This window comes from Amycolatopsis thailandensis (assembly GCF_042723255.1).
GTDB classification, from domain to species: domain Bacteria; phylum Actinomycetota; class Actinomycetes; order Mycobacteriales; family Pseudonocardiaceae; genus Amycolatopsis; species Amycolatopsis thailandensis.
The window spans coordinates 1-20,115 of the sequence record NZ_JBHXJK010000099.1; the positions used below are offsets into that span (position 1 = coordinate 1).

Sequence of the window (20,115 nt, forward strand, 5' to 3'; positions counted from 1 at the left end):
CGCTCAACGTCCCCAACGCCACATCGGGGGCATCACGACACCTCTGTCGCGAGGTACCGCAAGCAAGCCCGGCCTACTTGTCCCGTCGCCTCAGCGACCGCGGGAACAGGCGGCCCTTCCACGACATGGGCGCGTTCCGCTTCAGGCTCTTGCGGACCTCGTCGAACGCCGGGCCCAGGGCCTGGTCGTCCACCGGCTTGTCCGAGTACCAGGACTTCTCCACGACACCGATGACCGTCCGCAGCCCGGAACGGCCCTCCTCGTCGAGGCGGTGCTTCTCGACGACCTTCCGGCCCGCCACGCGCACCGTGTCACCGCCGGAGAGCGGCAGGCCGCGGTCTGCGCACTCGTCCAGCAGTTCGCGCCAGGCCGCGTCGGCCGCGGCGGGGGAGTGGGACGCGATCTTCTGCAACCGCAGCCGTCGCTTGATCTCCCGGATCGCCGTCGGTGTGCCCAACCCGCCGAGGACGACCACCAGGGCCAGCGCGAACCACCACGACACCCAAGCCGCCAGGAACGCGAACGCCGTCACCCACAGCCCGATCACGATCAGCGGCAGCCAGTTCGTCACGTTCTCGTTGTCCAGGAACCCGCCGTCCTCCCGCACCGGGGCGGGCGCCTCCGGGGAGCGTGACGGCGCCGAGCGCATCAGCGCCCGGTATCTCAGATGCGACCGCACGATCGTGACCACGGTCAGCGCGGCCGCCAGCCCACCGAGGATCCCGGCGAGGATCGCGGGCCACAGCGGCTCTTCCTCCTGCTGGTTCGCGCCGCCGTCGGCGTTGGGGTCCGCGCCCGGGTCGCGGGGCGTGCCGGTCGCGGGGACGCTCGGCTTCGGTGCGCTCGGCACTTCCTGCGTGTCGTTGGCCGAGGTGCTGGAGGGGTTGGTCTGCAGGTACGGCGGGACGACCGCGCGGCCGTCGAGCAGCGGGGTCGGGTCGAAGCTGACCCAGCCCTTCGTCTGGAAGTAGACCTCGACCCACGCGTGCGCGTCCTCGGAGCTGATCGAGAGGTGATCGCCCTTCGGCGTCCCCGAGGTGAAACCGATGGCGACGCGGGACGGGATACCGGCCGACCGCAGCATCACGGCCATCGCGGACGCGTACTGCTCGCAGAACCCGCGCTTGCCGTTGAGGATGAAGTCGGCGAGCGCGTCGGAGTCGGTGGCCTCGGCGGTCTTGGTGTCGTAGACGAAGCCGTTCTGCGCGGTGAAGAACGACCAGATCGCCTGGGCCTTGTCGAAGTTGTTGGACTCGTTCTCCGTCAGCTGCCTGGCCTTCGCGGCCACCCTGGGGTCGACGCGATCGACCTGGACGAACTGCGGCGGCACCTCGGCCAGTTGGGCGTCGTCCCGGCGGAGTTCGTCCTTCGACGGTTCCTTGATCGCCGCGGTCTCGGTGTAGGCGGGCGCGTTCTGCTTGGTCGTGGTGAACACGGCGCCGCCGACGGGGTCGTACAGCCAGTTGTCGGCCAGCCCGGTGAGCGTCCGCGGCACACCGTAGATCGGCAGCCAGTTGTCGACCCAGTTCGTCGGTTCGATCCGGATCTCGCGTGCGGGTCCGGACCCGTCGTCGCCCTTGACCGGCGGGAGCGGCTGGTTGGCCTGCACCCCCTGCTGGGCGCGGCCGTTCTGCGCCAGACCCCAGCCCTTGTTCGGCGTGTAGGTGTCGAGGGTGAACGCGCGCAGCAGCTTCTTGTCCGCGCCCATCCCGTAGACCTTGAACAGTTCGACGTTCTCACCCTGGTCGAGCAGGCCGCGCAGCTGCGTGAACGGCTCGACACCGAAGCCGCCCGCCCCGCCGCGGCCGCCTCCCTCGGCGCCGGGGAGCCTGCCGACCGTGCCGACACCGGTGACGGCCGTGCCCAGCACCAGGCCCATCGCGATCGCGGCGGCCACCACGCCGACCGGAGCGGACAGCGTGCTCGCCGAATTGCCCAGTCCTGGTGCTTCCCGGTTGCGCCAGCGGCGATGCCGATGGTTGCCGTCGACGGCGAGCAGCCCGGCGAACGCGGCCGCGCCGAGCAGGAACGTCCACCACGGCAGCATTTCTTCGGCCAGCGCGGCGGGTACGGCGTAGACGCACAGCAGCACCAGACCGGTCGCGGCCGGCGCGGAGGCGGCCACGGCCAGGGTGTCGACCAGTACCGCGACCAGGCCGATCGCGATGGTGATCAGGCACAGGATCGGCGGGGTGCCCTCGATCGGGGGCAGCCCGACACGGATCTGTTCGGCCGCGGCGGAGAGCACGCCGCGCAGTTCTTCGAGCGCGTCCGGCCCGGGGATGATCTTCAGGATCCCGCTGGTGGTGAACGCCCCGGTGATCAGGAACAGCAGCACCAGCAGCTGCGCGAGGCCGACGACGATGGTCGGCGCGCGCAGCGAGCGCAGGGCGAGTCCGGTGGAGGCGATCAGCACGACGGCGACCAGCAGGTAGCCGAACCAAGCCCAGCCCGAGACGACGCCGGTGAGCGAGGTGGAGGCGAACAGCGTGGCGAGCCCGGCGGCGATCGGCGCGAGCACACTGCTCGTCCAGACCGGTGGCGGTGCCGCGGGACGCGGTTTGGGGGTGTGCGGCCGAGGTGGCGCGGTCGCGGTCACAGGCCGCCTCCGATCAGCGTGCCCCGGCGGGTGGCGGTCTGGCAGAGCTCGGCCCACACCTGCGGCATGGGCGAACCGGGGCCGGCGACGACGACGCCCCAGCCCGCGGCGCGCAGCAGCGCCACCGACTCTTCGGTGGCGGCGGCCCGGGTTTCGGGCCGGTTGACGCCGGAGGACCAGCCGGGGGTGTCGAGCAGCACGGCGAGACTCCGGATCCCGCGCGGGCGGTAGCGGGACAGCTCGTGCACGGATTCGTTGCTGACGGTGCCGAGCACCGCGATGAGTTCCTGACCTTCGGCCGGGTCGTGGCCGAGGGTGATGTCGCGCTGGTGCGCGGGCTGGAGCGCGGCGAGGACGTCGAGCACGACGTTGTCGTAGTGCTCGCCACCCTCGCCGGGGGTGTCGGCCAGGGTCTGGCCGTGTTCGGTGATCAACCGGACGCGGTGACCGGAGCGGCGCAGGTGCAGCGAGACGGAAGCGGCGAACGAGACCGCCCATTCGAGGCTCGCGGCGGGGCCGGTGCCGTGGTGCGCGGCCGCGCGGTGGTCGAGCAGCACGGTGGTGCCGCCACGCCAGGGCCTTTCCTCGACGCGGACCATGATCTCGTCGCGGCGGGCGGTCGAGCGCCAGTGGACCTTCCGCAGGTCGTCGCCCTGTCGGTATTGCCGGACGATCACGTCCGACTCGCCCTGCCCGGCGTGCAGGCGGATGCTGCCGTCGTCACCGGCGCCGATCCCGGCACCGCTGGGCAGGCCCCACAGGCCTGCCACCTTCGGCACCACGACCAGCCGCGAATGCCCGATCAGCTCGCGTTCGAACTCGCACAGCCCGAACGGGTCGGTGATCGTCGCCCGCAGCGGGCCGACCTGCTGGATCCCGCGCAGCACCGGCTGAAGCGGGTACCGCAGCGCGACCCGCCGGTCGTGCGGCAGCCGTTCGACGACGAACCGCGGCCGCGAACCCAGCGCGTAGGGCACGCCGTCTTCGAGCAGCACCTCACCCGCGGGAAGCCTGCCGTTCCGCCAGAGTTCCAGCTGGACCTCGCCGGGCGAGCCCACCGAGACCCGGTCCGGGCGCAGCGCGCGCGCCGCGCCCAGCTTCAGCCGGGTCGCCGAGATGAAGAAGGCGACCAGCAGCGGCAGGGCGACGACGAACACCGCGACGCGCAGCAGATCCCGTTCGTTGAGCACGAACGAGCAAGCCGCCGCGGCTACGCCGGCGGCGAGGAGGCAGCGGCCGCGTGTGGTCAGGCCGGACAGAGCACGCAGCATGGGCCCCGTATTCCTTTACTCAGCGGTGGTTCGAGCCCTGCGGAACGGGAACGCGGTGCAGGATCGCGCGGACCACGTCGGTGGCCGACCGGCGGGCGGCGTGCGCCTCGGTGGTGAGCACCATGCGGTGTGCCAGCACCGGGATCGCGACCGTGTGCAGGTCGTCCGGGACGACGAACTCGCGGCCGGAAAGCGCGGCCTGCGCACGGGCGGCGCGGACCAGCTGCAACGTCGCCCGGGGCGAGGCACCGAGCCGGATCTCCGGCGCCTGCCGGGTCGCGGAGACCAGCTCGACGGCGTACCGGCGGACCTCCGGCGAGATGTGCACCGACCGGACCGTCTCGATCAGCCGCTGCACCGACTCGCGGTCGGAGACGGGTTCGAGGTCGGCCAGCGGGTTGTGCCCGGCGTGCTCGTCGACCATGGCCAGTTCGGCCTGCTGGTCGGGGTAGCCGATGGACACCCGCGCGGTGAACCGGTCGCGCTGGGCCTCGGGCAGCGCGTAGGTGCCCTCCATCTCGATCGGGTTCTGGGTGGCGATCACCATGAACGGCTCTTCGAGATGGTAGGTCGAGGTGTCGACGGTGACCTGGTGCTCTTCCATGCATTCGAGCAGCGCGGACTGCGTCTTCGGCGAGGCGCGGTTGATCTCGTCGCTGACCACGATGTTCGCGAACACCGGGCCGGGCCGGAACTCGAACTCGCCGCTCTGCCGGTTGTAGATGGACACCCCGGTGACGTCGCTGGGCAACAGGTCGGGGGTGAACTGGATCCGGCTGACGGTGCAGTCGATCGAGCGGGCCAGCGCCTTGGCCAGCGAGGTCTTGCCGACCCCGGGGACGTCTTCGACGAGGAGGTGGCCTTCGGCGAGGAGGGTCACGAGAGCGATGCGGATGACGTCGGGTTTGCCGACCAGTACCCGCTCGACGTTGGCGGCGATCCGCCGCGCCGTCTCGTGCAGTTCGTCCAGCGACGCACGGCCGTCACGGCCGTTCTGCGGTCCGCTGACCGAGCCCGCGGCCGTGTTATACGGCGCTTGCCCGGTTGCCTGCTCGCCCTGCTGTTCGCCGGGCGTCGCAGACTGGATTCTCGACGTCACTCGACCTCCTGATGCCGCGTGGCTGGATGTCCGCTGGGTCTGCTGCCGGACCTGATTCAGGTCCCCCGGGCAGCGGTCAGCCTCCCACGAAGTGTGTCAAACTCGGGCGAACTCTTGGGGGGAACCCCGCCAACCCCAGTCGATGACTCTGTGCAACCGGAGACCTTACCTCGATCGGGTGAGTTGAGCGTGTTTTCAGGTGCTCCCGCTGACACCGGGTTTTGTCGTATGCTCCGTTGCGAGGTCGTCCGACTACGGAGAGGCGTAATCGCACATGAGCGACGTGAGAACCGCCAAACCCCGGTTCGATTTGAGCGGGTTCGCGGTCGCCCCGGAGCTGGCGGCGGATGCCCACGTGAAGATCTCCGCCCTGCAAGACGTGGTCGGCCAGATGGTCCGGGAGGCCAAGGTGCTCGGCCGCACGGTTCCCCTCGGCGGGGGATACGCGGACGAGGTCGGCAAGTTCATGGCGCAGTACGGGATCGGTGCCGACGGCTCCGCGGTCGAGGCGCTCACCGCGTTCGGCAAGGAACTCGAGGCGCTCAAGAACCGGATCGAGAAGGCGCTGGCCCGCTACACCCGACAGGATGAACAGGCGGCGGCGGACGTGGACTGTGTCGGCGGCTGACCCCATGCGCTCCCGCTTCCCTCTCTTCGCCCTCTTCGGCGCGCTCTCCGTCCTTACAGTGTCCGCTTGCGGGCAAGGGGCCGCAGGCCAGGCGCGCATTCCGGCCGCCGACGACGGTGCCGGCCCGGCTCCCTCGTCCTCGGCGCCCGCGCCGGACGGTCACGTGGATCCGTGCACGCTGCTCGACCCGAAGGACCGGTCGACGGCCGGGTTGAACGTGCCCGGCGTGCCGAAGGAGATCAACGGCGCCCGCGCCTGCGACTGGACGGTGCCCGCGACCTTCGGCGTCACCATCACCGTGGACGAGCGGAACGGGCTGGCGGACCTCGAGATCGCGCGCAAGACCGCCACGAAGACCAAGGTCGGTGACCGGCAAGCGCTCAAGGTCGCCGACAAGAAGGCCGCCGACGGGACCTGCGCGGTCCTGCTCGGCCTGGGGGAGAAGGCGAGCGTCCAGATCGACGTGAGCAACACGAACTTCACCGACACCCCGCTCGCCTGCGAGCGCGCGGTGAAGGTGGCGGGACTGGCCGAACCCAAACTTCCGTAGGGAGAACTGCCTTGCCTGAAGGAGAGACCCCGGGCCGCGAGGTCCCGGTCGCGGCCACGCGGTACGAGGCCTACAGCCACGAGGCGCTGGCCGCCGAGGTCGAAGCGGGCAACGACCCCGAGGCGGCAGGTGGCATCGGTGCCGCCTGGGACGCGCTCGCGCGGCGTATGCACGACGCGACGTCCGACCTGGCCGGGCTGGTCGGCAGCAGCCAGGAGACCTGGCGCGGGGAAGCGGGCGACGCGCTCCGCGGTGTGCTCACCACGGCGTCGGGCTGGCTGACCTGGTCCGCCGATCTCTCGTCGGCGCTCGGGCAGGCGGTTTCCGGGCAGGCCGAGGCCGCCGCGCGGGCCCGCGCCGACATGCCGCCGCCGGTGGACTACGACCCCGGCGCGATGATCCGCGGTGCCGCCGCCGGCGGGAACCTGGCGCTTCTCGCCGCGCTCGCCGACGAGATGGAGGCCAAGCACGCGGAGGCCGAGGCCGCCCGCCGCAAGGCCGTCGACGTGATGAACACCCGCGACGCCTCGCTGCATTCGCTGACCCCGCGGATCTCCTTCGGGAAGCCGCCCGAGCTGGGGCGGTCTTGATCCGCGTTTCCGCGTCGGCGTTCGACGTCCTCTGGTCCGACCTGGGGCACGCGGCCCCGCCTTGGCCGCTGTCCGTCCGCAGCGTCGGCACCACGGAATCCGAACGCGCTGAGATCCGCGGCGCGGTCTACGAGAATCTCGCCGAACGAGGCCTCTATGACGGGGACCGGCTCGACGCCGCCCTGGAAGCACGGCTGGACCTGCTCGCGCGAGCCGAGGTCTACGTCGAATGCGAGGCGCTGGCCGATATGACGGCCGAAGCGCCGTTCCGCGCGGTCGCGGCCGCGCGCGGGCGGCACGGCGTGCTGGCCACCCAGCCCGAACAGACCATCGCGTTGTCCGGGATCGGCGACGGCGAGGTGTTCGGCGCGATCGTCGACGTCCTCCCGGAGCTTCGGCCCGGCCCCGGCTACGGGATCAGCCTGCCCGCCGCGCGGTTCGGCGGTGACCTGGAAGATCCGGTGTTCGGCGACGGCGGACGGTCGTCGGCTTCGGACAGCCAGTTGCGCGAGGTGCTCGCGATCCAGGCCCGGCCGGTGTACAGCGCGGGCCAGTTCACCGTGCGGACCCGCGACCGCGACGGCCGGGCGCACCGGGCGGGCGGACTGACCTGGTTCGACACCGACGTCGGCGCTTACTGCGCGGCACGGACCGAGGGCCGCGGTGGGCAGGCGTGGGTGAACGTGTCCCCTGTGGACGGTCCACGGCTGGCCGCGCGATTGGCCTCGCTGCTGGACCCGGACCGCTAGGTTGTGAGAAGCCCGAGGGGTCCTCGGGGAGGGAGGGGTCGGAGAATGTCCGTGCCGTTCGGTGGCCAGGTGCGTGATCCGCAGGAGTGGATGCGCGAACAGGAACAGCGCAGCGCGGCGTTGCTCGCCAAGGCGGAACAGGCGAAGACCGAGCTGGAGAACAACGTCGTCACCTTGAGCAGCCCGGACCGGCTGGTCACCGTGACGGTCAATCCCGGCGGTGGCCTGATGTCGCTCGCGCTGTCGCCGCAGGCGCAGGAACGGCCGCCGGCCCAGCTCGCGTCGCTGATCATGAGCACCTACCGCAAGGCGACGACCAGGGCTGCGGACCGGACCCTGGAGATCATGGCCGGGCTGACCGGTGAGGACTCCGACGCGGTCGACTTCATCAAGAGCACGCTGCCGCCGCGGGAAGAGCCCCAGGCCACCACTCCGGAACCGGACTCCGCGCGCTTCGTCGTCGAGGAGACGGAGCCTGCCCCCGAACCGCCGAAGCGCCGGCCTTCCCGTCCCGCGTCCGGTGAGGACGACGGCGAGGACTTCCAGAACGTCGACTGGACCGGCCGCTCGTGAGCGGGCCGGGATACGGCGTCTCGCCGGAACGGCTGAAGGCACACGCGGACCAGGTCGCCGACCTTGCCGAACGCATCCGCGGCGCGGCCTCGGCGGCGAACCAGGTCGGCATGGGCGGCTTCGCGGGCTACGGCCTGCTGTGCGCGGTGCCCGTCGGCGGCGTTCTGCAGATCGCCCAGGGCGACGCGGACGAGCTGATGACCAGCGCGGCGAACCTCGGCGACGCGTTGTCCGACGCGCTGAAGAAGGCGGCCACGGACTACACGAAGATCGACGACGACGCGGCGCAGCTCAGCCGGGACCTGGGGAAGAAGCTGTGAGCGAAGGACCGGTCGCACGGCCGAGCGAACAGAACCTGGTCGCACAGAAGAAGGACGAGGACAAGAACTTCAAGGGAGCAGGCCTCGCGGACAGTCTCGAAGGCCTGGCCGGCACCTTGAAGCCCAAGCCCGGCGAAGACATCGACGGGTTCGCGCTCGCGATGGACGGCGTTTCCGTCGGGCTGGACGCACTGTCGATGGTCCTGAACCCGCTCGGCGAGCTGGTGAAGGCCGGGGTCGGCTGGCTGATGGAGAACCTCGACTTCATCCGCGAACCACTGGAGATCCTCACCGGCGATCCGGATCTGGTCCAGCAGGCGGCCCAGACCTGGAACAACATCGCGGCCGAACTCGAAGCCGTTGCCCGGGACTACGAAAGTTCCCTGAGCACGACATCCGGCTGGGACGGTGACGCGGCGATCGCCTATCGCCGTGTCGCGCTTCAATACACACAGTCTTTGCGTGACGTCGCCGCCGAAGCGAAAGACTCGGCTCAGTGGATCACCACCGGTGGGATGGTGGTGGCCACCGCACGGGCGCTGATCTTCGACATCATCGCGAGCTTCATCAGCGACGTGATCACTCGTGCCCTCCTGGCACTCGCTTCGTCGTGGTTCACGCTCGGCGGTTCGGTCGCCGCGTTCACGGCGAGCATCTTCGCCGACGCGGTCAAGGTCATGGCGAAGATCCAGAAGAAGCTCGGCAAACTGCTGAGCGCGATCCAGAAGTTCGTGAAGCGGTTCGAAGGGTCGAGCGAGCGCGCCCGAGAGGCCGCGCGGGCGCTGGGGCGGAAGTCTTCCGAGTTGGGGCGCGAGGCGAACAAGGCGATCAAGGCGAGCGACAAGACCTTGGACTCCTTCAAGGCCGACAACCTCAAGCTCGCGAAGAAGGCCCTGGACTCCGACGCGACCGGCGCCGAGCGTGTGCTCAAACACGTGCGTGGCGGGATGGACCGAATGGAGAACTCCGTCCCGGGGAAGATCGCCGACAGCACCGTGCTGAAGATCGGGAAGGAAACGGGCAAGGCTGTCGCCGGAGACCGCAGTCAGTACGAGGGCGGCTCAGCCGAACGCGGCCGCGTCACGCCGCCCAACAGCGGCCGGATCAGCGGCTCACTCGACGACGATGACTGACCTGCCCGGCCGGAAGCGTCGAGGCCGATCCGGGTTGAAAATGATCACGGGCGTCGTCTTCGTCGTGGTGGGCGCCTGGTTCATGTTCTCGCTGGGAGTTTCGCTGGGGATCAGTGACCAGGGGAAAGTGGACCGATTCGGGGTGGCGCGCATTCAGGAGTGCCACCGCAGCCCGGCGCGGTTCTGGATGATCCACGTTTGCCAGGCCGAAGTGCGGTGGGATCGGAAGGCGTTGGACAGGCCGCTGGTGACGACCTCGGTGATCGGCTCGGCTTCGGACCTGTCAGGCGAAGTGAACGTGGTGTCCTATCAGTCGGCGGGCCGTTACGGGGCACTTCAGTACAGCATCGTTCCCGTCGACCGGCCGCGGCCGTTGTTTTCGTTCGGGTGGTGGTTCTTCTTCACCGTCGTGAGCCTGATCCCGAGTTATGTCGTCGGGTGGTTCGCGGGCAAGGGCATCGACCGGCTCCTGCCGGAACCGGAGGAGAAGCCCAAGGACTGGCGCGGCGTCAGCCGTCGCGCCACGTCCGGGATGAACGGACGCCGCAAGCGCGGACGCCGCTGATGACCGGACAAGGTGACAGGGCCCGCCGCACGCGGTGGTGGCCTCCGGGCGTGATGGGCGCACTCGGCGTCCTTCTCACACTGTGGCTGATGTTCTCTTTGCAGTGGGTGGTCGGTTTCGAGCCGTGGGGAACGCTTGTCAGGACCGGTACCGCGCAGGTCGGGCAGTGCGGGAGGAGCGCGGTCCACACCTGGATGACGTACTCGTGCGAGGCGGAAGTCCGGTGGGACAACGTTTCCCCTGGTGAAGAACAGGTCTCCAGCACGATCGTCACCTCGGTCTCCGCTCTGAGCGGCAGCGTGGCTGTCGAAGAGTTCAAGTACCGGAAGAAGAACAGTTCGCGGGGCGGATCTTCCGTGGTCCCGGTCGACCGGCCCTCGTGGCCGGTCGCCGACGGCTGGTGGATCCTTCTCGTCTTCGTGAGCGTGATCCCTGGTTGGCTCGCCGGGTTCTGGGTGGGTGGTCGTCTCGACCGGCTCCTGCCGGAACCGAAGGAGAAGCCCAAGGACTGGCGTGGCGTCAGCCGTCGCGCCACGTCCGGGATGAACGGACGCCACAAGCGCAAGCGCTGAGGTGTCCGATTAGGACGGCCGGGGATTCCTGGGATGAACCGACGACGCCGGGCTCGTGAGTGAAGAGGACGGTCAGAACCGCCATTACCACTCACGAGGCTCGCTGGGAAGTCCCTTCTGGTACGGAATCCGTCGCGGGCGACGCTCCACAATGCCCCCACCGTTCCCCACCGGATTCCCCACTTTCACCCCCACTCCGCCCCCTGGCAGGGTTCCGGCTGCCGATATCCGGACGCATCAGGCATGGGTGAGGTTGCTTCGATACCCGCAGAGGGGGATCTTGGCCACCGTCCCCCACCACACCCCCACCTGGCCCCACTTGGCTGACCAGCGGAAACGTCTGACACGACGGAGTGGTGGCGGCTTTTGCCGCGTTGACTGTGGTGAAAAGTGGGGTACGGTGGTGCGCAGTGGGGCAGAAGGGAGCCCCGTGGCCGACCTTGGTTGTTCGCAGCCAGGATCGGTAGGGAGGTGGAGCCGGTGTTCCTCGGCACCCACACCCCGAAACTGGATGACAAGGGGCGGCTCACGCTGCCCGCGAAGTTCCGCGACGCGCTCGCCGGTGGGCTGATGGTCACCAAGGGACAGGATCACTGTCTCTTCGTCTTTCCCCGGGCCGAGTTCGAGCAGATGGCGAGGAAGGTCGCCGACGCCCCGTTCACGAACGAGGCGGTCCGGGCCTATCAGCGTTATCTCTTCGCCGGGACGGACGAACAACGCCCGGACGGGCAAGGACGTATCGCGATCGCGTCCGAGCTCCGACGCTATGCCGGGTTGAACAAGGAGTGCGTGGTGATCGGGGCGATCACCAGGCTGGAGATCTGGGACGCCCAAGCGTGGCAGGGCTACCTGGACGAACACGAGGACAGCTACGCGAAGGCTCGAGAGGAAGTTCTGCCGGGCGTCTTCTAGACGTGGCCGAGGAAGCACCCACGCCGTCGGGGGGCGCGGGTTCACGCTTCGGGCACGCCGGGAACCGCCCACACGGATGCCGTGAGGCCTCTGTCCGCTCAGTGGCCCTGGTACACCTTCCCCGGTACCAGGTCAGCAGGCGGGCGGACAGGGACCTGACGGCATCCGGCATCTTCCCCGGCACTACAGGAAAGGGGGGAAGACATGGCAGACGAACACGAGCACGTCCCGGTGCTGCTCGACCGCATCGTCGAGCTGTTCTCGCCGGTCTTCTCCGACCGCGAGGCCGTGCTGGTCGACGCGACCGTCGGACTCGGCGGTCACTCCGACGCGCTGCTCACCGCGTTCCCCTCGTTGCGCCTGGTCGCGCTCGACCGTGACCCCAACGCGCTGGAACTCTCCGCGAAACGCCTTGCGCCGCACGGTGATCGCGTCGACTTCGTGCACGCCGTCTACGACGAGATGCCGTCCGCGCTCCAGGGCCTCGGACTGTCCAGAGTGGACGGGATCCTGTTCGACCTCGGTGTCTCCTCGATGCAGCTGGACCGCGCCGAGCGTGGTTTCGCCTACTCCAAGGATTCCCCGCTGGACATGCGGATGGACCCGACCACCGGGATCACCGCCGCCGACGTGCTCAACACCTACACGCCGGGCGAGCTGATCCGGATCCTGCGTGACTACGGCGAGGAACGATTCGCCCAGCGGATCGTCAAAGCCGTTGTGGCGGAACGAGAGAAGGAACCCTTCACACGCAGCGGGCGGCTGGTGGAACTGCTGTACGACGCGGTCCCCGCGGCCAGCAGGCGCACCGGCGGACATCCGGCGAAACGCACCTTCCAGGCGCTGCGGATCGAGGTCAACGGTGAACTGGAGGTGCTGCGGCGGGCGATGCCGCGGGCGCTGTCCTCGCTCGCCGTCGGCGGCCGCATCGTCGTCGAGTCCTATCAGTCCCTCGAGGACAGGCTGGTCAAGCAGGCCTTCGCGGAACTGGCGAAATCCCGGACCCCGGAAGGGCTTCCGGTCGAACTGCCGGGTCACGGCCCGGAACTGAAACTGCTCACCAGAGGGGCCGAGAAGGCCGGCGAGGCGGAGACCGAACAGAACACACGGGCCGCCTCCGTGCGGCTGCGAGCCGCCGAACGGATCGGAGACCGAGCACGATGACCGCTCCCGCGAAGTCCCGCGGCCGCCGGACACCGGCGCCCGGACGGCGTGCCCGCGCGACCAGCACGGTCGAGGAAACGCCGGACACCACCGAGACCACGAAGTCCAGCCGCGCCTCCCGTGGTCGGACGTCGGCGGCGGAACGCGCCTACGCGCGCCGTGCCCAGCGCGCCGACCTGCTGCAGCGAGACCAGCAACGCAACCGTCCCGATGCCGAAGGCGGCACGGGCAAGGAAGAGCCGAAGAAGAAGCTCAAGCTGCGCTGGCCCCGTTCGCGCGCGTCGTTCGTGCTGATGATGATGGGCATGCTGGCCGTCGGCGTGGCGTGCACGCTGTGGCTGACCACGCAGGCCATCGCCGACTCGTACCGGCTCGAACAGCTCCGCACGACCAACGCCGGGCTCGCCGAGTCGAAGGAACGGCTGCAACGCGAGGTCGCGAAGGCCGAGTCGCCCGCCTCCCTGGCGCCCAAGGCCAGGGAGCTCGGCATGGTGCCCGGCGGCGACCCCGCGCACATCGTGGTCGGCCCGGAAGGACAGTCCACTGTGGTCGGTGAGCCGAAGAAGGCCACCGGCGAGGCGCCCCCGACCCAGGCCGCGACGGTGCCGCCCGCCGAAGGCACCCAGCAGGGCGCGCCGATCGAGGGCGACCAGCCCGCGGTCCCGCAGGAGAATTCGCCACCCCCGGCGCAGGGAGGTCAGTGATGTCACCCGGCCGTCCGGCACAGGCCCGGTCCCGGTCGGCGGGCAGCGCTCGGCGGACCTATGCCGCCGGGACCCGTCGCGCCACCGCCCGGCGGGGCAACGGGGGGAACCGGAGCCGGTTCACCGGCGTCCGGATCCTGTTGATCGTCGTGATGGTGCTCGCCGGTCTCAAACTGGTGCAGGTGCAGTGGTTCGAGGCCGGCGCGCTGTCCGAGGCGGCGGAACGGCAGCGGACGTCGGTGATCGAAAGTCCCGCGCAGCGCGGGTCCATCATGGACCGCAACGGGACGAAGATCGCGTTCAGCATCGAGGTGCGGACCCTCGCGGTGAGCCTGAACTGGCTTCACAAGACCAGGGACGACTTCGCCGCGAAGAACCCGACCAAGGGCAATACCTTCGAGGCCGACGTGGCGGCCGCGGCGAAGGTGATCTCGGCCAAGCTGCCCGGTGTGATCACCGAAAAGGAACTGCTGGACAAGTTCCACAAGCCGGACGCGTTCACCTACCTGGTCCACGACATCGAACCCTCGGTCGCCGAGTCGATCGTCAAGCAGTTCCCGTGGATCAGCGTCGAGAAGCGCTCCAAGCGGGAGTACCCCGGCGACTCGGTGGGCGCGAACATCATCGGCTACGCGAACTGGCGTACCGACGACAAGGACCTCTCCAAGCACAACCTGCACGGTGGCTACGGGCTCGAAGCGTCGCGGGACAACGACCTCGCCGGAACGCCGGGCCGCAAGATCGTCAACACCCGGAACGGCAACGACAACCTCGTCATCCCCGGTACCGAACGGGACATCCAGAACGCCGTCCCGGGTTCGGACCTGCAGCTGACGATCGACACCGATCTCCAGTACGAATTGCAGCGGCAGCTGAGCGAGTACGTCGTCAAATCGAAGGCCAAGGGCGGCCAGGCCGTCATCATGGACTCGAAGACCGGCGAGGTCTACGCCCTGGCCAACGACAAGACGGTCAACCTCAACGACCCGGCTTCGCGCAGTGAGACGGAGAACCTCAACAACCGCGCGGTGACCACGCCGTTCGAACCCGGTTCGGTGAACAAGATCGTCACCGCCGCGGGCGCGATCGACGCGGGCATCACCACGCCGGAGTCGTCACAGGCGGTCCCGGGTTCGCTGCAGGTCGCGGACAAGATCGTCAAGGACGCCTGGCACCACGGCACGCAGCAGTTCACCACCACCGGCATCTTCGCGAAGTCGTCGAACGTCGGGACCCTGCTGCTGGCGCAGAAGCTCGGTGAGGACAAGTACGCGGACCTGCTCAAGAAGTTCGGTCTCGGCCAGCGCACCGGGCTCGGCCTCCCCGGCGAGAGCCCGGGTGTCGTACCGCCCCGGAACCAGTGGTACGCCACGACTTTCGGGAACCTGCCGATCGGACAGGGCCTCTCGATGACCGTCGTGCAGATGGCCGGGATGTACCAGGCCATCGCGAACGACGGGCTGCGCGTGGAACCGCGGGTCGTCAAGGCGAAGGTCAACCCGGACGGGACCGTCGTCCCCGAACCGGCGCCGAAGACCGTGCAGGTCATCAGCCCGCAGGCGGCGAAGACCGTCCGCGAGATGATGCGCGCGGTGACGCAGAGCGGTCGCGGGCAGCAGAGCGGCACCGGGCCGAAGGCGGCGCTGGAGGGGTACCAGATCTCGGGCAAGACGGGCACCGGTCAGCAGGTCGACCCGCAGACGAAGAAGTACAGCAACCAGCTGTACAACATCACCTTCGCCGGGATCCTGCCCGCCGACAACCCGCGTTTCGTGGTCGGCATCCGGCTCGACGCGCCGGACACGTCGCTTCCGGGCGGGGGCTCGTCCGCGCCGCTGTTCCACTCGGTGGCCGCCTATCTGGCGCAGCGGTTCCAGATCCCGCTCTCGGACGGACCCACACCTCAGGTACCTCTGGTGCTTTCCTGACGTGACACGCGTGATCGGACACGTGACTCGCGTGCTTGAAGCCGGGACTCGCGTGATCAAAGCCGGAACTCGCGTGCTTGAAGGCGGAACTCCCTCATCCGGCCCGAAACAGTGAGATCCGGCTTCAAGCAAGTGAGATCCGGCTCCGAACACGCGAGTCCCGGCTTTAAGCACGCGAGATCCGGCTTCGGTCACCCGGGCTGAGCGGCCCGGCCCCGCGTTGCGAAAGCCACTTTCGCAACCTTCAACGTTGCGAAAGTGGCTTTCGCGTCATCCATGTCCGGCACAGCGCCGTAGAGCGGCGTCGTCGCTGTGTGTGAACGGTTCCCCGCGCCACGCAGCGGCGAAAAATCCGGGCCCGCTCGGCCCCGAAGTCCTCAAGCGACAGTCGAAAGCCCTTGCGTGCCAAGGAGAGCTCACGAAACCCATTACCACGGGCATGATCGTCGCGCTCACACCCCGCACCGCTTCAGTCACCCGAATGCCACGCCGGTAACCTCCTTGGCTGTGTCGGTGCCTACTTCAGATCCCCGCAGCGGTCCCGCCGTCGAAAGCGGGTCCGGCGCGACGGCTGCCCAGGTCCCGGACAGCCCGGTCAAGGCCGTCGCCGCGCCCCCTCGTCCGGCCAGGATCGAGCCGATGCCGCTGGGCACGCTGCTCGCCAGGGCGGGCGCCCGCCTCGTTGTCGGTGACGACGACTACACGGCCGCGGCCGAGCTGACGGTCACGGGCAGCACGCTGCGCGCGCAGCATGTCCTCCCCGGTGACCTCTTCGCCGCGCTTCCCGGTGCCCGTGCCCACGGAGCGGACTTCAGCGACCAGGCCATCGCCGCCGGCGCGGCCGCCGTGCTCACCGACGAGGCCGGCGCCGAGCGCCCGGTGCTCCGTGACGCCGGCGTGCCGATCCTGGTCCACCAGGACCCGCGGGCCGCCCTCGGCGAGATCGCGGCCTGGATCTACGGCGAGCCGTCGCTGGAGCTGTCCGTCCTGGGGATCACCGGGACGTCCGGCAAGACCACGACCTCGTACCTGGTCGACGCCGGGCTCAAGGCCGCCGGGCTCACCACCGGGCTGATCGGCACGGTCGAGACCCGGATCGCGGGCGAGCGGCTGGCCAGCGGGTTCACCACCCCCGAGGCGCCGGATCTGCAGGCGCTCCTGGCGGTGATGGTGGAACGCGGCGTCACGCACGTCCCGATGGAGGTCTCCAGCCACGCGCTGTCGCTGGGCCGGGTCAACGGCACGCGGTTCGCGGTCGGGGCCTTCACCAACCTCTCCCAGGACCACCTGGACTTCCACAAGGACATGGAGGAGTACTTCGCCGCCAAGTCGCTGCTGTTCGACGGCCGCTCCACCGCCGAGGTGGTCGTCGTCGACAGCGCCTGGGGCCAGGCGCTGCTCACCCCGCACACGGTGACCGTCTCCACCGAGCCGGGCACGGACGCGCTGTGGCGCGCCACCGACCTGACACCCACCCCGGCGGGGGAGCAGACCTTCACCCTCCACGGACCCGACGGGCTCGCCGCGTCGGCGAAGATCCCGCTGCCGGGTGAGTTCAACGTGGCGAACGCCGTGCTCGCGGCCGCGATCCTCAACACCGCCGGTGTCCCGCTCGAAGCCATCGTCGCCGGGCTCGCCTCGGTCGAGGTGCCGGGCCGGATGGAGCGGGTCTACCTCGGCCAGCCGTTCACCGCGGTGGTCGACTACGCGCACAAGCCCGCCGCCGTCGCGCAGGGGCTCGACGCGCTGCGCGCCCGCACCGAGGGCCGGATCATCACCGTCCTCGGCTGCGGCGGGGACCGTGACACCGCCAAGCGCCCGGTGATGGGCGAGGCGGCGGTCCGGCGCAGCGAGGTGCTGATCGTGACCGACGACAACCCGCGGTCGGAGGATCCGGCCGCGATCCGGGCGGCCATGCTGGCCGGTGCCCGCAACGCCGGGCCCGCCCTGGGCGGCGAGATCCTCGAAATCGCCGACCGCCGGGACGCCATCGTCCACGCGGTCGAACTCGCCCAGCCCGGCGACATCGTGCTCATCGCGGGCAAGGGCCACGAGACCGGCCAGGAGATCCAGGGTGTCGTGCACCCGTTCTCCGACCGGGAAGAGCTGGCCGCCGCCATCCGCAGACGTCTGGAGACAGTGTGATCGTGCTCAGCCTGGCCGAGATCGCCGCCATCGTCGGCGGCAGGCTGCATCGGACCGACGGGACCGCCGAGGTCACCGGGAGCGTCGAATTCGACACCCGCGAGATCACGCCCGGCGGCCTGTTCATCGCGCTGCCCGGCGCGAAGGTCGACGGCCACGACTTCGCCGCGCGGGCGGTCGAGTCCGGCGCCGTCGCCGTACTCGCGGCCCGCGAGGTCGACGCCCCGGCCGTCATCGTGCCGCCGCTCGACGCCGGTGTCGCCCACGACCGGGCGTTCGCGCTGGTCTCGGACAAGGACGGGGCGGGCGCCGCGGTGCTGGCCGCGCTGGCGAAGCTCGCCCGGCACGTGGTCCGGAAGCTTTCCGGAGACCACCTGACCGTCGTCGGGGTCACCGGATCGGCGGGCAAGACCTCGACCAAGGACATCATCGCCCAGCTGCTGGAGCCGCTCGGCCCGACGGTGGCGCCGCCTGGGTCGTTCAACAACGAGCTTGGCCACCCCTGGACGGCGTTGCGGTCCGACTCCTCGACCCGGCAGCTGGTGCTGGAGATGTCCGCCCGCGGGCCCGGTCACATCGCCGAGCTGGCGGCCATCGCGCCGCCGCGGATCGGGGTCGTGCTCAACGTCGGCACCGCGCACGTCGGCGAGTTCGGCTCGCGCGAGGGCATCGCCAAGGGCAAGGGCGAGCTGGTGGAGGCGCTGCCGAGCGCGGAGGACGGCGGTGTCGCGGTCCTGAACCTCGACGACCCGTACGTCGCGGCGATGGCGAGCCGGACCACCGCCCGGGTGGTGTTCGTCGGCGAGAGCGCGTCCGCGCAGGTCCGCGCCGTGGACATCACCCTCGACGGCGAAGCGCGCGCGTCGTTCCGCCTGGTCACCCCGGACGGCGAAGCGCCGGTGAAACTGCCGCTCTACGGCGAGCACCACGTCGGCAACGCGCTCAGCGCCGCCGCCGTCGCCCTGGAGATGGGTTCGACGGTCGAGGAGGTCGCGGCCCGCCTGTCGAGCCTCGAACGGCGCTCCGAACGCCGCATGGAGGTCACCACCCGCGCCGACGGCGTCACGGTGCTCAACGACTCGTTCAACGCCAGCCCCGAGTCGATGCGGGCCGCTCTCAAGGCGCTCGCGTCGATGAGCGCGACGCGCCGTTCCTGGGCCGTGCTCGGCGTCATGGGCGACCTCGGCGACGACTCGGTCGCCGCGCACGACGGCATCGGCAGGCTCGTCGTCCGGCTCAACATCGACAAGCTCGTGGTCATCGGCCAGGCGGCCGCGGCCACCCACCAGGGCGCGCAGCAAGAGGGTTCCTGGGGCGAGGAGTCGGTACTGGTACCCGACGTCGAGGCCGCCATCGCCCTGCTGCATGATCAGCTCCGCGCGGGAGACGTGGTGCTGGTGAAGGCGTCCAAGGCCGCCGCTCTGTGGCGGGTGGCCGACGCCGTGCTCGCCGCTCCCGCAACCGATGCCGAATCCCCTGTAGTAGCCCCTTCCCCCTCTCAAGAACGCTCGAACGGTGGTGACGCGTGATCAGCATCCTGATCGCGGCCGCGGCGGGCCTGCTGGTCTCCATCCTCCTCACTCCCTATCTGATCCGGGTCTTCTCCCGGCAGGGCTTCGGCCAGGAGATCCGGGAGGAAGGACCGCAGGGACACAAATCCAAACGCGGTACCCCGACGATGGGTGGTGTCGCGATCATCGTCGCGATGGTCGTCGGGTATTTCGTGGCTCATCTGATCAGCGCGCTCAGCGGCGGCAACGGCACCGGCGGCCCGTCCGCTTCGGGCCTGCTGGTCCTGCTCCTGGCCGTGGGCCTCGGCCTCGTCGGGTTCCTCGACGACTTCATCAAGATCCGCAAGCAGCGCAACCTCGGCCTGAACAAGACCGCGAAACTGGTCGGCCAGCTGGTGGTCACGATCGCCTTCGCGATCCTGGCGCTGCAGTTCGCCGACGAGCGCGGGCTGACCCCGGCCTCGGAAAGCCTGTCCTACGTGCGGGATCTCGCGCTGATCACCTTCCCGTCGGTGTTCTTCGTGATCTTCTGCTACATCGTCATCTCGGGCTGGTCGAACGCGGTGAACTTCACCGACGGCCTCGACGGTCTCGCCGGCGGCACCGCGGCGATGGTCCTGGCGACCTACGTCGTCATCGCCTTCTGGCAGACGCGCCTCTCGTGCGCGGTCACCCCGCAGACGGCCTGTTACGACGTCCGTGACCCGCTGGATCTGGCCGTGGTGGCCGCGGCGGCGACCGGGGCCTGTGTCGGGTTCCTCTGGTGGAACGCGGCCCCGGCGAAGATCTTCATGGGTGACACCGGTTCGCTGGCCCTCGGTGGCCTGGTCGCCGGTCTGTCGATGACCACCCGCACCGAACTGCTCGCCATCGTCATCGGCGGTCTGTTCATGGTCGAGATGATCTCGGTGGTCGCGCAGATCGCGGTGTTCCGCACGACCAGGCGTCGGCTGTTCCGGATGGCGCCGTTCCATCACCACTTCGAACTCGCGGGCTGGGCGGAGACCACGGTCATCATCCGGTTCTGGCTGCTCTCGGCCATCTGCTGCATGTTCGGCCTGGGCCTGTTCTACAGCGAACAGCTCAGCTTCGGGGGTTAGCA

19 protein-coding genes are annotated in these 20,115 nt (G+C 69.7%); 16 read left to right on the plus strand and 3 right to left on the minus strand.

Annotated elements, in window-relative coordinates; all coding sequences use genetic code 11:
• Positions 1-73: 73 nt before the first annotated feature.
• The 3 genes from ACFWMR_RS30765 to ACFWMR_RS30775 are packed head-to-tail and all read right to left on the minus strand — an operon-like array spanning position 74 to position 4,969.
• A complete protein-coding gene (locus ACFWMR_RS30765; RefSeq protein WP_378380911.1) occupies positions 74-2,599 on the minus strand; it encodes a transglutaminase family protein in 2,526 nt (841 codons plus the stop codon).
• Positions 2,596-3,870, minus strand: a complete 1,275-nt coding sequence (locus ACFWMR_RS30770) for a DUF58 domain-containing protein (RefSeq protein WP_378380912.1) — start codon at positions 3,868-3,870, stop codon at positions 2,596-2,598. The genes ACFWMR_RS30765 and ACFWMR_RS30770 overlap by 4 nt, the downstream gene beginning before the upstream one ends.
• Positions 3,871-3,889: 19 nt before the next feature.
• Positions 3,890-4,969 carry an AAA family ATPase gene (locus tag ACFWMR_RS30775; RefSeq protein WP_378380913.1) on the minus strand — a complete coding sequence of 360 codons (1,080 nt, stop codon included), beginning with the start codon at positions 4,967-4,969 and terminating at the stop codon, positions 3,890-3,892.
• A gap of 274 nt (positions 4,970-5,243) precedes the next feature.
• On the opposite strand from ACFWMR_RS30775, the gene ACFWMR_RS30780 reads away from it, so the two are divergent.
• The 16 genes from ACFWMR_RS30780 to mraY all read left to right on the plus strand — a co-directional run bounded on the left by ACFWMR_RS30780 (position 5,244) and on the right by mraY (position 20,113).
• A complete protein-coding gene (locus ACFWMR_RS30780; protein ID WP_093939292.1) occupies positions 5,244-5,597 on the plus strand; it encodes a hypothetical protein in 354 nt (117 codons plus the stop codon).
• Positions 5,598-5,601: 4 nt separating this feature from the next.
• Complete coding sequence (locus ACFWMR_RS30785) at positions 5,602-6,147, plus strand: DUF3558 family protein (protein ID WP_378380914.1); 546 nt, start codon at positions 5,602-5,604, stop codon at positions 6,145-6,147.
• Positions 6,148-6,158: 11 nt separating this feature from the next.
• Positions 6,159-6,737: a PE-PGRS family protein gene (locus ACFWMR_RS30790; protein WP_093939294.1), complete on the plus strand. Its 579-nt coding sequence runs from the start codon at positions 6,159-6,161 to the stop codon at positions 6,735-6,737.
• Positions 6,734-7,486 (plus strand): ESX secretion-associated protein EspG, encoded by a 753-nt coding sequence (locus ACFWMR_RS30795; protein WP_093939295.1) that lies wholly within the window; start codon positions 6,734-6,736, stop codon positions 7,484-7,486. The genes ACFWMR_RS30790 and ACFWMR_RS30795 overlap by 4 nt, the downstream gene beginning before the upstream one ends.
• A gap of 45 nt (positions 7,487-7,531) precedes the next feature.
• A complete protein-coding gene (locus ACFWMR_RS30800; protein ID WP_093939296.1) occupies positions 7,532-8,059 on the plus strand; it encodes a YbaB/EbfC family nucleoid-associated protein in 528 nt (175 codons plus the stop codon).
• Positions 8,056-8,379, plus strand: a complete 324-nt coding sequence (locus ACFWMR_RS30805) for a type VII secretion target (RefSeq protein WP_005156432.1) — start codon at positions 8,056-8,058, stop codon at positions 8,377-8,379. Before ACFWMR_RS30800 ends, ACFWMR_RS30805 begins: the two co-directional genes overlap by 4 nt.
• Complete coding sequence (locus ACFWMR_RS30810; RefSeq protein ID WP_378380915.1) at positions 8,376-9,512, plus strand: WXG100 family type VII secretion target; 1,137 nt, start codon at positions 8,376-8,378, stop codon at positions 9,510-9,512. Before ACFWMR_RS30805 ends, ACFWMR_RS30810 begins: the two co-directional genes overlap by 4 nt.
• 40 nt (positions 9,513-9,552) lie before the next feature.
• Complete coding sequence (locus ACFWMR_RS30815; protein ID WP_378380916.1) at positions 9,553-10,077, plus strand: hypothetical protein; 525 nt, start codon at positions 9,553-9,555, stop codon at positions 10,075-10,077.
• Between the two features lie 89 nt (positions 10,078-10,166).
• Complete coding sequence (locus ACFWMR_RS30820; protein WP_378380917.1) at positions 10,167-10,649, plus strand: hypothetical protein; 483 nt, start codon at positions 10,167-10,169, stop codon at positions 10,647-10,649.
• Positions 10,650-11,129: 480 nt separating this feature from the next.
• Positions 11,130-11,561, plus strand: coding sequence for a division/cell wall cluster transcriptional repressor MraZ (gene mraZ / locus ACFWMR_RS30825; RefSeq protein WP_005156436.1), 432 nt, complete (start codon positions 11,130-11,132; stop codon positions 11,559-11,561).
• Between the two features lie 204 nt (positions 11,562-11,765).
• Positions 11,766-12,725 (plus strand): 16S rRNA (cytosine(1402)-N(4))-methyltransferase RsmH, encoded by a 960-nt coding sequence (gene rsmH / locus ACFWMR_RS30830; protein ID WP_093935857.1) that lies wholly within the window; start codon positions 11,766-11,768, stop codon positions 12,723-12,725.
• The gene (locus ACFWMR_RS30835; protein WP_378380918.1) at positions 12,722-13,429 is read left to right on the plus strand and encodes a hypothetical protein; all 708 of its coding nucleotides are present in this window, start codon (positions 12,722-12,724) and stop codon (positions 13,427-13,429) included. Before rsmH ends, ACFWMR_RS30835 begins: the two co-directional genes overlap by 4 nt.
• The gene (locus tag ACFWMR_RS30840) at positions 13,429-15,357 is read left to right on the plus strand and encodes a peptidoglycan D,D-transpeptidase FtsI family protein (protein ID WP_093935855.1); all 1,929 of its coding nucleotides are present in this window, start codon (positions 13,429-13,431) and stop codon (positions 15,355-15,357) included. Before ACFWMR_RS30835 ends, ACFWMR_RS30840 begins: the two co-directional genes overlap by 1 nt.
• Before the next feature lie 639 nt (positions 15,358-15,996).
• The gene (locus tag ACFWMR_RS30845; RefSeq protein WP_093935854.1) at positions 15,997-17,502 is read left to right on the plus strand and encodes a UDP-N-acetylmuramoyl-L-alanyl-D-glutamate--2,6-diaminopimelate ligase; all 1,506 of its coding nucleotides are present in this window, start codon (positions 15,997-15,999) and stop codon (positions 17,500-17,502) included.
• Positions 17,499-19,031 (plus strand): UDP-N-acetylmuramoyl-tripeptide--D-alanyl-D-alanine ligase, encoded by a 1,533-nt coding sequence (locus ACFWMR_RS30850; protein WP_378380919.1) that lies wholly within the window; start codon positions 17,499-17,501, stop codon positions 19,029-19,031. The genes ACFWMR_RS30845 and ACFWMR_RS30850 overlap by 4 nt, the downstream gene beginning before the upstream one ends.
• Positions 19,028-20,113, plus strand: coding sequence for a phospho-N-acetylmuramoyl-pentapeptide-transferase (mraY, locus tag ACFWMR_RS30855; RefSeq protein ID WP_007029326.1), 1,086 nt, complete (start codon positions 19,028-19,030; stop codon positions 20,111-20,113). The genes ACFWMR_RS30850 and mraY overlap by 4 nt, the downstream gene beginning before the upstream one ends.
• The last annotated feature ends 2 nt before the right edge of the window (positions 20,114-20,115 follow it).

Bases quoted from the DNA above. Each gene is read 5' to 3' on its own strand.
- ACFWMR_RS30800 (WP_093939296.1), top strand. From the start codon at position 7,532: ATGTCCGTGCCGTTCGGTGGCCAGGTGCGTGATCCGCAGGAGTGGATG.
- ACFWMR_RS30785 (WP_378380914.1), top strand. From the start codon at position 5,602: ATGCGCTCCCGCTTCCCTCTCTTCGCCCTCTTCGGCGCGCTCTCCGTC.
- ACFWMR_RS30845 (WP_093935854.1), top strand. From the start codon at position 15,997: ATGCCGCTGGGCACGCTGCTCGCCAGGGCGGGCGCCCGCCTCGTTGTC.
- ACFWMR_RS30815 (WP_378380916.1), top strand. From the start codon at position 9,553: ATGATCACGGGCGTCGTCTTCGTCGTGGTGGGCGCCTGGTTCATGTTC.
- ACFWMR_RS30840 (WP_093935855.1), top strand. From the start codon at position 13,429: ATGTCACCCGGCCGTCCGGCACAGGCCCGGTCCCGGTCGGCGGGCAGC.
- ACFWMR_RS30835 (WP_378380918.1), top strand. From the start codon at position 12,722: ATGACCGCTCCCGCGAAGTCCCGCGGCCGCCGGACACCGGCGCCCGGA.
- rsmH (WP_093935857.1), top strand. From the start codon at position 11,766: ATGGCAGACGAACACGAGCACGTCCCGGTGCTGCTCGACCGCATCGTC.
- ACFWMR_RS30820 (WP_378380917.1), top strand. From the start codon at position 10,167: ATGTTCTCTTTGCAGTGGGTGGTCGGTTTCGAGCCGTGGGGAACGCTT.
- ACFWMR_RS30780 (WP_093939292.1), top strand. From the start codon at position 5,244: ATGAGCGACGTGAGAACCGCCAAACCCCGGTTCGATTTGAGCGGGTTC.
- ACFWMR_RS30770 (WP_378380912.1), bottom strand. From the start codon at position 3,870: ATGCTGCGTGCTCTGTCCGGCCTGACCACACGCGGCCGCTGCCTCCTC.